11 protein-coding genes and 3 tRNA genes are annotated in these 12,402 nt (G+C 64.0%); 9 read left to right on the forward strand and 5 right to left on the reverse strand.

The window, feature by feature from the left end:
- Positions 1-136 precede the first annotated feature (136 nt).
- The 3 genes from HNO53_RS04560 to HNO53_RS04570 are packed head-to-tail and all read left to right on the forward strand — an operon-like array spanning position 137 to position 4,941.
- Positions 137-2,059 carry a PrkA family serine protein kinase gene (locus HNO53_RS04560; protein ID WP_197449834.1) on the forward strand — a complete coding sequence of 641 codons (1,923 nt, stop codon included), beginning with the start codon at positions 137-139 and terminating at the stop codon, positions 2,057-2,059.
- A 23-nt stretch (positions 2,060-2,082) separates the two neighbouring features.
- Positions 2,083-3,366: a YeaH/YhbH family protein gene (locus tag HNO53_RS04565; RefSeq protein ID WP_209476608.1), complete on the forward strand. Its 1,284-nt coding sequence runs from the start codon at positions 2,083-2,085 to the stop codon at positions 3,364-3,366.
- An 18-nt stretch (positions 3,367-3,384) separates the two neighbouring features.
- Positions 3,385-4,941 (forward strand): SpoVR family protein, encoded by a 1,557-nt coding sequence (locus HNO53_RS04570; protein ID WP_209476610.1) that lies wholly within the window; start codon positions 3,385-3,387, stop codon positions 4,939-4,941.
- A gap of 34 nt (positions 4,942-4,975) precedes the next feature.
- Here the strand turns inward: HNO53_RS04570 and HNO53_RS04575 are convergent, their stop codons facing one another.
- Complete coding sequence (locus HNO53_RS04575) at positions 4,976-5,311, reverse strand: high-potential iron-sulfur protein (RefSeq protein ID WP_209476612.1); 336 nt, start codon at positions 5,309-5,311, stop codon at positions 4,976-4,978.
- A 325-nt stretch (positions 5,312-5,636) separates the two neighbouring features.
- On the opposite strand from HNO53_RS04575, the gene HNO53_RS04580 reads away from it, so the two are divergent.
- Positions 5,637-6,056 carry a CopD family protein gene (locus HNO53_RS04580; protein WP_209476614.1) on the forward strand — a complete coding sequence of 140 codons (420 nt, stop codon included), beginning with the start codon at positions 5,637-5,639 and terminating at the stop codon, positions 6,054-6,056.
- Positions 6,057-6,101: 45 nt separating this feature from the next.
- On the opposite strand, the gene HNO53_RS04585 is transcribed toward HNO53_RS04580, so the two are convergent.
- Positions 6,102-6,566: a DUF2231 domain-containing protein gene (locus HNO53_RS04585; protein WP_209476616.1), complete on the reverse strand. Its 465-nt coding sequence runs from the start codon at positions 6,564-6,566 to the stop codon at positions 6,102-6,104.
- 144 nt (positions 6,567-6,710) lie between these two features.
- On the opposite strand from HNO53_RS04585, the gene coxB reads away from it, so the two are divergent.
- The 5 genes from coxB to HNO53_RS04610 all read left to right on the forward strand — a co-directional run bounded on the left by coxB (position 6,711) and on the right by HNO53_RS04610 (position 11,883).
- A complete protein-coding gene (gene coxB / locus HNO53_RS04590; protein WP_242597542.1) occupies positions 6,711-7,667 on the forward strand; it encodes a cytochrome c oxidase subunit II in 957 nt (318 codons plus the stop codon).
- On the forward strand, positions 7,664-10,195 hold the full coding sequence (gene ctaD, locus HNO53_RS04595; protein ID WP_209476620.1) for a cytochrome c oxidase subunit I: 2,532 nt from the start codon (positions 7,664-7,666) through the stop codon (positions 10,193-10,195). The genes coxB and ctaD overlap by 4 nt, the downstream gene beginning before the upstream one ends.
- The gene (locus tag HNO53_RS04600) at positions 10,192-10,542 is read left to right on the forward strand and encodes a hypothetical protein (RefSeq protein WP_209476622.1); all 351 of its coding nucleotides are present in this window, start codon (positions 10,192-10,194) and stop codon (positions 10,540-10,542) included. The genes ctaD and HNO53_RS04600 overlap by 4 nt, the downstream gene beginning before the upstream one ends.
- Before the next feature lie 102 nt (positions 10,543-10,644).
- Positions 10,645-10,920, forward strand: coding sequence for an Lrp/AsnC family transcriptional regulator (locus HNO53_RS04605; RefSeq protein WP_209476624.1), 276 nt, complete (start codon positions 10,645-10,647; stop codon positions 10,918-10,920).
- A gap of 78 nt (positions 10,921-10,998) precedes the next feature.
- Positions 10,999-11,883, forward strand: coding sequence for a DNA/RNA non-specific endonuclease (locus HNO53_RS04610; RefSeq protein ID WP_209476626.1), 885 nt, complete (start codon positions 10,999-11,001; stop codon positions 11,881-11,883).
- Positions 11,884-12,001: 118 nt separating this feature from the next.
- On the opposite strand, the gene HNO53_RS04615 is transcribed toward HNO53_RS04610, so the two are convergent.
- From HNO53_RS04615 to HNO53_RS04625, 3 genes are all read right to left on the reverse strand, one after another.
- A tRNA-Leu gene (locus HNO53_RS04615) sits at positions 12,002-12,088 on the reverse strand.
- A gap of 45 nt (positions 12,089-12,133) precedes the next feature.
- Positions 12,134-12,220, reverse strand: a tRNA-Leu gene (locus HNO53_RS04620).
- A gap of 67 nt (positions 12,221-12,287) precedes the next feature.
- Positions 12,288-12,374: transfer RNA gene (locus HNO53_RS04625), tRNA-Leu, on the reverse strand.
- Between the last annotated feature and the right edge of the window lie 28 nt (positions 12,375-12,402).

The raw sequence follows: 12,402 nt of genomic DNA on the forward strand, positions 1-12,402 counted from the left end.
CTGCGTTCTCATGATTATCCTTACCTTGCGTTGATTCTTTGCCACCCACTCTGCCCCGAAGTGTCTAGGCTGATGAGTAACCCACGGTGGCCATACGGATCGATGGTCAGGGGGGTAAGGCAAACAGGAGGCTTCGATGAGCATCTTCGATCATGTGCAAAACCGCTTCTCCCGTGTCCAGCAGGAGGAAATGAGCCTGCAGGAGTACCTGGAGCTGTGTCGTGAGGACCCCATGGCCTACGCCAGCGCCGCCGAGCGGATGCTGAAGGCCATCGGCGAACCCGAGGTGATCGACACCGCCAAGGATCCGCGGCTCTCCCGAATCTTTTCCAACAAGGTGATCCGACGCTATCCCGCCTTTTCCGAGTTCTACGGCATGGAGGAGGCCATCGAGCAGATCGTGGCCTACTTCCGCCACGCCGCCCAGGGGCTCGAGGAGCGCAAGCAGATTCTTTATCTGCTGGGCCCGGTGGGGGGCGGTAAGTCGTCGCTGGCCGAGCGGCTCAAGCTGTTGATGGAGCGGATCCCATTCTATGCCATCAAGGGCTCGCCGGTATTCGAGTCGCCGTTGGGGCTGTTCTCGCCCGAGGAGGACGGTGAGCTGCTCGAGAAGGAATACGGCATTCCGCGCCGCTACGTGAAGAGCGTGATGTCGCCCTGGGCGGCCAAGCGGCTCAAGGAGTACGGTGGCGACATCTCGCAGTTCAAGGTGGTGCGCCTGTACCCGTCGCGACTCAACCAGATCGCCATCTCCAAGACCGAGCCGGGCGACGAGAACAACCAGGACATCTCCTCGCTGGTGGGCAAGGTCGATATCCGCCAGCTCGAACTCTACTCTCAGGACGACCCGGACGCCTACAGCTTCTCCGGCGGGTTGTGCAAGGCCAACCAGGGCCTGATGGAGTTCATCGAGATGTTCAAGGCACCGATCAAGGTGCTGCATCCGCTGCTGACCGCCACCCAGGAGGGCAACTACAACCCCACCGAGGGCATGGGGGCGATTCCCTTCGACGGCATCGTGCTGGCCCACTCCAACGAGAGCGAGTGGCAGGCGTTTCGCAACAATCGCAACAACGAGGCCTTTCTCGATCGCGTCTACATCGTCAAGGTGCCGTACTGCCTGCGAGTGACCGAGGAGATCAACATCTACAAGAAGCTGCTCGAACACTCCTCGCTGGCCGAGGCGCCCTGCGCCCCGGATACCCTGCGCATGCTGGCGCAGTTTTCGGTGCTCTCGCGTCTCAAGGAGCCGGAGAACTCCAGCATCTACTCCAAGATGCGCGTCTACGACGGCGAGAACCTCAAGGACACCGATCCCAAGGCCAAGTCGATCCAGGAGTATCGCGATGCGGCCGGGGTCGACGAGGGCATGGACGGGCTCTCCACCCGCTTCGCCTTCAAGATCCTGTCGAAGGTGTTCAACTTCGACAACCACGAGATCGCCGCCAACCCGGTGCACCTGCTCTACGTGCTGGAGCAGCGCCTCGAGCAGGAGCATCTGCCCAAGGAGACCTTCGAGCGCTACCTGCGCTACATCAAGGAGTTCATGGCGCCACGCTACGTCGACTTCATCGGCAAGGAGATCCAGACCGCCTATCTCGAGTCCTACTCCGAATATGGCCAGAACATCTTCGACCGCTACGTCACCTACGCCGACTTCTGGATCCAGGACCAGGAGTACCGTGACCCGGAGACCGGCGAGCTGTTCAACCGTCAGGCCCTCAACGAGGAGCTGGAGAAGATCGAGAAACCGGCCGGCATCTCCAACCCCAAGGACTTCCGTCACGAGGTGGTCAACTTCGTGCTGCGGGCGCGGGCGCAGAACAATGGCATGAACCCCAGCTGGCAATCCTACGAGAAGCTGCGCGGCGTCATCGAGCACAAGATGTTCGCCAACACCGAGGAGCTGCTGCCGGTGATCTCCTTCAATGCCAAGGCCTCGACCGCGGACCAGAAGAAGCACGAGGACTTCGTCGCACGCATGAAGGAACGTGGCTATACCGAGAAGCAGGTGCGGCTGCTCTCGGAGTGGTATCTGCGGGTGCGTAAATCGCAATAAGCGGCGCGAGCCAGGAGGTCGGCATGACCTATTTCATCGATCGACGCGCCAACGCCAAGAACAAGAGCGCCGTGAACCGTCAGCGTTTCCTCGATCGCTATCGCACGCACATCAAGCGTTCGGTCGAGGAGGCCGTCAACCGCCGTTCGATCACCGACATGGAGCGCGGCGAGAAGGTCTCGATTCCGACTCGCGACATCTCCGAGCCGGTGTTCCAGCATGGCCCGGGCGGCAAGCGCACCATCGTCAGTCCGGGCAACAAGGAGTTCGTCGAGGGCGATCGCCTGCGCCGCCCCAGCGGGGGTGGCGGTGGCGAGGGCGCCGGCGAGGGCGGGGCCTCCAACCAGGGCGAGGGCATGGACGAGTTCGCCTTCAGCCTGACCCGCGAGGAGTTCCTCGATTTCGTCTTCGACGGCCTGGAGCTGCCGCACCTGGAGCGCAAGGCGCTCAAGGACCTCGACGAGGTGAAGCCGGTGCGTGCCGGGGTGACCCGCGACGGCGTGCCGGCGCGGATCAACATCGTGCGCTCCATGCGCGAGGCCTATGCCCGCCGCATCGCCATGCGCGCGCCCATTCGCCGGGCGCTGCGCGAGGCGCAGGAGGCGCTGGAAGAGGAGGAGCGCAAGGATCCGGTGTTGCGCAACCCGTCACGGATCGCCGAGCTCAAGGCCGAGATCGAGCGCCTCGAGAAGCGCCTCGAGGCGGTTCCCTTCATCGATACCTACGACCTGCGCTACAACAACCTGATCAATCAACCGCAGCCTTCGAGCAAGGCGGTGATGTTCTGCGTGATGGACGTCTCGGGCTCCATGACCCAGGCCCACAAGGACATCGCCAAGCGCTTCTTCCTGTTGCTTTACCTCTTCCTCGAGCGCAACTACGAGAAGGTCGAGCTGGTCTTCGTGCGCCACCACACCGCGGCCAAGGAGGTCGACGAGGAGGAGTTCTTCTACTCGCGGGAGACCGGCGGCACCATCGTCTCCAGCGCCTTGACGCTGGTCGACGAGATCATCACCCGGCGCTACCCGCCCTCGCAGTGGAACCTCTATGTGGCTCAGGCCTCGGACGGCGACAACTGGGACGACGATTCGGTGAACTGTCGCGAGCGGCTGATGAAGTCGCTGATGCCGCGCTTGCAGTACTACACCTACGTGGAGATCACGCCCCATGCCCACCAGGCGCTGTGGGAGGAGTACGAGACAGTAGCCGCCGAGTTCCCCGACCGCTTCGCCATGCGTCAGATCGTCGAGGCGGGCGACATCTACCCGGTGTTCCGCGAGTTGTTCAAGCGCCGCGCCGCCCATTGACGTGGACGAGGAGGCAGCATGACCCGACGCAAGCCGATTGCCACCGGTTCCGACTGGAACTTCGAGATCCTCGAGGCGTATGAGCGAGAGTTGTCCAGGCTGGCCGACGAGTATCGGTTGGATACCTATCCCAACCAGATCGAAATCATCACCACCGAACAGATGATGGATGCCTATGCCAGCGTGGGGATGCCGGTGGGCTACCATCACTGGTCGTTCGGCAAGCAGTTCCTGGCGGTCGAGCAGGCTTACCGGCGCGGCCAGATGGGGCTGGCCTACGAGCTGGTGATCAACTCCGACCCCTGCATCGCCTATCTGATGGAGGAGAACACGCTGATGATGCAGGTGCTGGTCATGGCCCACGCCTGCTACGGTCATAACTCCTTCTTCAAGGGCAACTACCTGTTCCGCACCTGGACGGACGCCAGCTCGATCGTCGATTACCTGGTCTTTGCCCGCCGCTACGTCGCCGAGTGCGAAGAGCGTCACGGCGTGACGGCCGTCGAGCAGCTGCTCGACGCCTGCCACGCGCTGCAGAATTACGGTGTCGACCGCTACAAGCGACCTTCGCCGATCTCCGCCGAGGAGGAGGTGCGCCGCCAGGCGGAGCGCGAGGAGTACCTCCAGGCACAGGTCAACACGCTGTGGCGTACCATTCCCGGGCGTCCGCAGGCGGATGCCCTACCCGGCAGCCTGGACAGCGAGGAGGACCCCCTGGGGCTGCATGCAGGAGGGCGCTATCCCCCCGAACCCCAGGAGAACCTGCTTTACTTCCTCGAAAAGAATGCCCCGCTGCTGGCGCCTTGGCAGCGCGAGATCGTGCGTATCGTGCGCAAGCTGGCGCAGTACTTCTATCCCCAGCGCCAGACTCAGGTGATGAACGAAGGCTGGGCCTCGTTCTGGCACTACACGCTGATGAACCGGCTCTACGACGAGGGGCTGGTCGACGAGGGGCTGATGCTGGAGTTCCTGCAGTCGCATACCGCGGTGGTCAGCCAGCCCGGTTTCGACAGCCCGTTCTACAGCGGTATCAACCCCTATGCGCTGGGCTTCGCCATGTTCAGCGACATCAAGCGCATGTGCGAGAACCCCACCGACGAGGATCGCGAGTGGTTTCCCGACACCGCGGGCAGCGATTGGCTCGAGGCGGTGCACTTCGCCATGCGCAACTTCAAGGACGAGTCCTTCATCCAGCAGTTCCTCTCGCCCAAGGTGATGCGCGACCTCAAGTTGTTCAGCATCGTCGACGACGATCAGGAGGAGATGCTCGAGGTCACGGCGATTCACGACGAGCGTGGCTATCGTCGGATCCGCGAGGCGCTGGCGCAGCAGTATGCGCTGTCACTGCGCGAGCCTAACATCCAAGTCTTCGAAGCCAATATCCGCGGCAATCGTTCGCTGACCCTGCATCACGTGCAGGACAGCAGGCGACCAATGGGCCGCAGCGTCTACCCGGTCATACGTCACCTGCACCAGCTGTGGGGATTTCCCGTGCGGCTGGAATCGCTCTCCGAGGACGGGACGGTGGCGCGGCGCTATCAATGGCCGCTACCCGACGAGGAGGGCAAGGAGTAATTCGGACGCAAGGGCGGCGGGCCTTGAGGCCCGCTCAGTCCGCGGTGACCCAGGACTGGCACCAGCCGCCGGATTCGACGCTGTTCTGCGGGAACAGTTGGCAACTCTCGTTGCGGCGTTGGAAGAACATGCAGTTGTGGCAGGCTTCACCCTCCTCGTAGGCGGGGTGGTCGCTGGCTTGCTCGGCCACTTCGACATAGTTCAACGCCTGGGCCTGCTCGTCGCTGGGATCGAGCTTCGGCAGGCTCTGCGCAAAGGCTTGGCGCGACAGCACGCCGATGCCCAACGGCAAGGCGGCGATGGCCACCAGGCTACGGCGTAGGAAGGTACGTCGGCTATGCACAACCTGAGGCCGGCTCTCTTTGGCCATGGATCTCTTCTCCTGCTTCGACACGGTCCAGACTATCCGCTTCGGCCCAGACTGGCGCCATGGTCGCTGCTTCACGCACCAACCGATCTATCTGACTCAGCGCAGGGCCCGAAGTTCTTTCGTGTCACGCAGGGAACACCTTTTCTCTCGGGGGCGCAATTGCCAAGTGTATCGCGCCGTTGCCGCCTGGTGTCGGAAGGTTTCGGAATAATGGCGCAGGTAACCGTGCAGCCTTGTCGAGGCTTGCAATGCAGGGCGGTAAACCTGGCCCCGCTACCCTACATTGGTTAGGGTGGGTTCACACCGCTGCTGCAAGGATGCCGTGATGCCGTGGATCAAGGTGCTGCACATTGCCACGCTGCTGTGCTGGTGCGCTTCTCTGCTCTATTTGCCCGCGATGCTGCTGGCCGGCGCCAAAGGGCGGGAGGCGGCGACTTTCGACACCCCCGTGCCGGTATTGCTGCGCTTTCTCTTCACTTACGTCGCCACCCCTTTCGCCCTGCTGGCGATCATGAGCGGCACGGCGCTGTTTCTCGTCGGGCAGATAACCGGCGGCTGGCTGGTGCTTAAGTTGATGGCGGTGAGCGGCATGGTGCTGTGCCATGTCCTGTGCGGTGCCTTGATCGTGCGGCTGGAGCGGGAGCAGTTTCGATTCCTGGTCTCTGCCAGTGGGCTGCTCGCTGCCACCTCCGCGGCGCTGATGCTCACCGTGCTGGTGCTGGTACTGAGCAAGCCGTTCGCTTGAGGCATGACAAGGAGAGTCACGATGCCGGATCCTACTCAGCCTGCCTCACTTGTCGTCGATCTCGACGCCCACCGCCTTCTCATAGACCAGAGTGCCCCCCAGGGCGCCGGTGAGGCCGACCAGGACAGCAGTGAGGAGGGACAGAGCGATGGCCCAGGGCAGCAGGTCGGTGGCCTCGAGGAAACGCCACAGCCAGTTGAGCGAGGCCAGCGACAGCATCATCACCGCCATGATGGCGTGACACCAGCCGAGCAGCTTGCGTCGGATCCGATGGATCGTGACCAGGTCGATCAGTCCCACGGTGCTGGCAATCCAGCCGCTAAGCGCACCAACACCGGCCAGCCACAGGCCCGCCTGCGCCCAGAACACATCACCCGTATAGAGATAGGCAGCATCGCTGCCGACCAGCAGCAGCAGGCAGGCGACCGGGAAATGCACCAGGGTCGGGTGCATCGGGTGGCCGAAGATGGCAATGCGGCTATTGATGGTGCGGATCGGTTGGTCGGCCATGTTCGCGTCCTTTGCGATCGGTTCAGGGCTCTCACTGGCATTCAACGCCCTGGCCGGCATCGGGTCAACCGCCCGGGCCGGCCCCTTCGGTGGCCCCTGTGGCCCCTGTGGCCGGCAGGCCTGCTGGCCGGCTGCGGCGGCGAGATGTCGATCCTGGACGCCGCGGGGTCGGCCGCTCGCCAGCAGTTCTGGGTCTGGTGGGCCATGCTCGCCGTCGCCGTCGCCGTTTCTCTTGGCGTTTATGCGCTGTGGTTCTACACCTTTTGTCGCCGCGAGCCTGCGTCGCGTACGCCGCGAGAGGAGCGCCGCATCATGCTGCGCTGGGTGTTGGGTGGCGGCATCGCGCTGCCGGTGGTCAGCATCGTTGCGCTGCTGGTGTTCGCCGCGCCCACCGGCCGTGGCATGCTGCCGTTCCCTGAGGGCGAGGCCGAGCGCATCGAGGTGATCGGCCACCAGTGGTGGTGGGAGGTGCGCTACCCCGGCGAGGGAGAGGAGCGCGAGGTGGTCACCGCCAATCGCCTGGTGATGCCGGCCGGCGAGCCCGTTGACTTCCACCTCACCAGCGACGACGTCATCCATGCCTTCTGGATACCGCGGCTGGGCGGCAAGCGCGACATGGTCCCCGGACGCGACAGCATCGTTCGCCTCGAGGCCGATTCGCCCGGCGTGTTCGGCGCGCAGTGCGCCGAGTACTGCGGTGCGCAGCATACCCACATGCTGCTCCACGTCGAAGCACTCGAGCGCGACGCCTTTGACGCCTGGCTCGCCGAGCGCCGCTCTTCGCCCGAGCTGCAGCCAGGGTTCGATCAGGCGCGGGAGGCCTTCGGCGAGCACTGTGCCGCCTGCCACGCCGTCGCTGGGTTTCCCGACGAGCTCGTCGTCGACGACCTGGAGCACGACATTCGCGGACCCGATCTCAGCGACATCGGCTCCCGTCCCACGCTGGGCGCCGGCGTGTTGCCCATGGAAGAGGGCGCCATCGCCTACTGGCTGCAGCACCATCAGACGCTCAAGCCCGGCAACCGGATGCCGCCCCATCACCACATCGATACCGAGACATTACACGAGATCGGTGCATGGCTGGAGACGCTGGAACCATGAGCGATGACAAGGACGTAACCCTGACTCCCGAAGTTCGTCGCCTGCACGAGGGCATGACCGACGTCTGGGCCAACCCGCGCGGCCTGGGTGCCCTGACCGTGGTCAACCATACCAGCGTCGGGCTGCGCTTCATGGTCACCGGGGCGATCTTCTTCCTGATCGGTGGACTGCTGGCAATGCTGATCCGCACCCAGCTCGCTTTCCCCGACAACGATTTCATGTCGCACGAGATCTATAATCAGGTCTTCACCATGCACGGCACGGTGATGATGTTCCTGTTCGCCATTCCCATTCTCGAAGGGCTGGCGATCTACCTGATTCCCAAGATGATCGGCGCGCGTGACCTGGTCTGTCCGCGACTCTCTGCCTTCGGCTACTTCTGCTACCTGTTCGGCGGCATCATCCTGGTATCGAGCCTGCTGTTCGAGATGGCCCCGTCCAGCGGCTGGTTCATGTACACCCCGCTGAGCAGCGGCGACTACTCACCCGGACGTGGCTCGGACTTCTGGCTGCTTGGCATCACCTTCGTCGAGATCTCGGCGCTTTCCGCCGGGGTGGAGCTGGTGGTGTCGATCCTGCGTACGCGTACCGAAGGCATGGCCCTGCACAAGATGCCGCTGTTCGCCTGGTACATCCTGGCCATGGCGCTGATGATCGTGGTCGGCTTTCCGCCGCTGATTCTCGGCAGTATCCTGCTCGAGCTGGAGCGTGCCGCCGGCATGCCGTTCTTCGACGTGGCCGGCGGCGGCGACCCGGTGCTGTGGGCGCACCTGTTCTGGCTGTTCGGCCATCCCGAGGTCTACATCATCTTCCTGCCGGGGGCGGGCATCGTCTCGACCCTGATCCCGGTCTTCGCCCGGCGCCCCATCGTCGGCTACGGCTGGGTAGTGGCGGCGATCGTCATCATGGGCTTCGTCAGCTTCGGTCTGTGGGTGCACCACATGTTCACCCTGGGCATCCCGCAGCTGGCGCTGGCGTTCTTCTCGGCAGCGAGCATGCTGGTGGCGATTCCCACCGGCATTCAGATCTTCGTCTGGCTCGCGACGCTGTGGCTGGGGCGACCGGTCATGTCGCTGCCGATGCTGTGGGTCGCGGGGTTCCTGGTGATCTTCGTGCTGGGTGGGCTGACCGGGGTGATGCTGGCGCTGGTGCCGTTCAACTGGCAGGTCCACGACACGCATTTCGTGGTGGCGCACATGCACTACGTGCTGGTGGGCGGCATGCTGTTTCCGCTGATCGCCGGGCTCTACTACTGGCTGCCGTTGATCTCGGGACGGATGCCCTCCGAGCAACTGGGCAGGTGGAGCTTCTGGCTGCTCTTCCTCGGCTTCAATACCACCTTCCTGGTCATGCACTGGACGGGGCTGCTGGGCATGCGTCGACGCGTGTATACCTACGACTCGGCAATGGGCTGGGACATCTACAACCTGATCTCGTCCGTCGGCGGGTTCATGATGTCCGCCGGCGTAGCGCTGCTGATTCTCGATGTCGCGCTGCACTTCCGCTTTGGCAGGAGGGCGCCGCAGAACCCCTGGAATGCCGGTGGTCTGGAGTGGGCCATGCCCAAGCCGCCGACGCCCTACAACTTCGTCAGCCTGCCGCGGCTCGAGACGCGCCACCCGCTATGGGAGGTTCCCGAGCTGCCGCGCACCATTACCGAGGGCCGCCATGGACTCAACACCATCGACCACGGGCGTCGCGAAACCTGGGGCAGCGACCCCTTGACCGGCAAGCCGCGCGAAGTCGTTCATTTGCCCACCAACTCCTGGTGGCCCTTCTTAGCCGCTCTGACCCTGGCGGTGGTATGCATCAGTCTGCTGATCAAGATCTACCTGCTGGCCGCGGTGGCGACGCTGGTGGCCGCCGTGCTCCTGCTACGCTGGTCGTGGGAGAACGGCGCTCATCCCAAGGCGGCACCGGACGCCACGGTGGCGCCCGGCCAACCGCCGCTGCATTCGCGCACCCTGAACGGGCCCGGGGTATGGTGCATGTCGGTCTCGCATCTGGCCAACGGCTCGTTCTACCTCTCGCTGCTGTTCGGCTGGTTCTACCTGTGGACCGTGGCGCCCGAGTGGCAGATGCCGGCATCTTCTCCGCTCTCTCTGCCGCTGCTGGCGGGGGCGGGTCTCGTGCTGACGCTGGGGGCTGCGTGGCTGGCCAGGCTGGTGCGACGCCTGCAGCGCGGCAGCGACGCCGGGCTCGGCGGCGGCATGTACCTGACGGCTGGGCTTGGCGCGCTGCAAGCGATGCTGCTTGGCGTGGCGATCTGGCAGGCACCGCTGGCACCCAGCGAAACCGCCCACGACGCCACGCTGCTGGTGGCGTTGATCTACGTCCTGATTCATGCGCTGCTGGGAGCCGTGCTATGTCTGCTGCAGGGACTGCGGGTGGGGTATGGCTACGTGGGGGCCGAGGCGCCCATGGAACCCGTGGTAGTGCTGCGCCTGTGGTCCTACAACCTGGTCGTCTACTGGTCCCTGTTCGCTGCCATCTGGCTGCTGCCGGTACTGCTGGGAGGGACATCATGAAGCGCCTGCTGAGACTGACGCATCCCATTCACCTGGTCAGCGGCGTCACCCTCTGGGGCATCTGGTTCGTGGCGATCTATGCCGGTCTCTCGGTGGCCTGCTCGGTGGCGCCGCCCGACCCCGAACGTGACATGCTGACCGGCATCAATATCGGGGTGGGACTGGCCACGCTCTTCACCGTGTTGCTGCTGCTGTGGTTGGCCTGGGCCAGCGTAGTGGCAGGGCGAAGGGCGGAGCCCCGGCGTGAGCGCTTCTTCGCCTACGTCTCGGCGGGGATTTTCCTGTTCTCGGCGGGCGGCACCGTGTTCGTGGGCTATCCGATCGTATTCCTGCCCCCCTGTCTCTGAGGGGGCGATTCAGCCGCCGCGGCCGGCCTGCTATACTCGCGCCAGGTCGCGGCGATGTCTGCCGCGGTGGAGCCCGACGGGGACAAGACAAGGGAGAGCCCGATGCAGAATGCCGTGATCCTGATCAATACCGACAAGGGCCAGGTCAAGGCGGTGGCCGAGCGGCTCGCCGACGTCGAAGGAATCAGCGAGGTCTACTCCACCTGTGGCCGCTATGACCTGGTGGCGATCGCTCGCACACCGGATTTCGAGAGCCTGGCCGAATTGGTGACCGAACGCCTCAACGCCGTTGAAGGCATTCGCGATACCGAAACCCTCAATGCCATGCAGGTGCACTCCCGGCACGACCTCGAGACCATGTTCTCGCTGGGCTGGTAGCCCGGCGAGCACCCTCCGCGACCGTTATTCAATGCCGGCGCTTCCGGTCGCCGGCAGTGGCACCCTCTGGACCGATTCATGGCTCTTGCACGTTCCCGCAGCAGGCGGCGTCGCTCGCCGCTGTCACGCTGGCGCTCCCGCACCCGGCAGTTCATCATCACGCTTGTTTTCGTCGTGGTCGGCAGCGGCCTGTGGTACACCCAGGAACAGGAGTACCGCGACCAGCTGAGCTGGATGGGCGTGCCTACTTGGGACGATCCGACGCCGTTGAGCGTGCACCGCGTGCTGCGCAACGACGGCTTTCTTGTGGGCTGGTCCGACGTGCGCGTCAATCCGCTGTGGGTCAGCTACCTGCTGTACGAAGTAGAGGATCCTCGCGCCGGTCCGCGCCCCGATTTTCGCCGGGACTGGCGCACCCTGTGGCCGATCGGTACCGACAGCTATTTCGACAGCGGCTACGATCGCGGCCACCTGGCGCCCAACTATGCCGTTGCCACGGTGTATGGTGCCCGTGCCCAGCAGCAGTCGTTCCTGATGAGCAATATCTCGCCCCAGCGGCCCAATCTCAATCGCCGGCTCTGGCAGCGCCTGGAGGAGGTAGTGATCGATCACTTCGTGCCGCGCTTCGGGGTGGTACAGGTGATCACCGGCCCGGTCTTCCCCGAGCGCTTCCTTGACAACGTCACCCACCGGGTGGGGCTGGTCGAGGTGCCCGAGGCCTTCTTCAAGATCGTCGTGGTGCCGGCCGAGACGCCCAGGGCGCTGGCCTTCATCATGCCGCAGGAGGTACGCGGTGACGAGCCGTTGGACGACTACCTGGTGAGTATCGACGAGGTGGAGGCGCGTACCGGGCTGAACTTCTTCCCGCGCTTGCCCGAGGCGGTGGCTGAGGTGCTGGAGGGGGGAGTCGTGACCGAGGGATGGGCGCTCGACGAGGTGGCGCGCCTTCCTTCTCGTTATTGAAAGTCGCTGCGAGAGCGAATCACAGGCACAAAAAAACCGCGATTGGTCGCGGTTCTTTTCACTCGTTGCTTCGCTCTGGAAGTGTTCAGCCTGCATGACGCGTCCGCTCGAAGAGCGGTGGTGCCCAGGAGAGGACTTGAACCTCCACATCCGTAAGGATACTAGCACCTGAAGCTAGCGCGTCTACCAATTCCGCCACCTGGGCGCATCATGCCGTTGTCGTCATCGCCGAGTGTTCGCGTGTCTGGGATGGTGCCCAGGAGAGGACTTGAACCTCCACGTCCGTAAGGACACTAGCACCTGAAGCTAGCGCGTCTACCAATTCCGCCACCTGGGCGAACACGAGCGATTCGAGCTGACAAAGAGCAGGGGGCCTGACCCGACCAACGCTTCGCAGGAAGCGATGGTGCCCAGAAGAGGACTTGAACCTCCACGTCCGTAAGGACACTAGCACCTGAAGCTAGCGCGTCTACCAATTCCGCCATCTGGGCAGGCGACGCGTATCTTACCCAAATTGTG

This window comes from Billgrantia antri (assembly GCF_017868935.1).
Lineage (GTDB): Bacteria > Pseudomonadota > Gammaproteobacteria > Pseudomonadales > Halomonadaceae > Halomonas > Halomonas antri.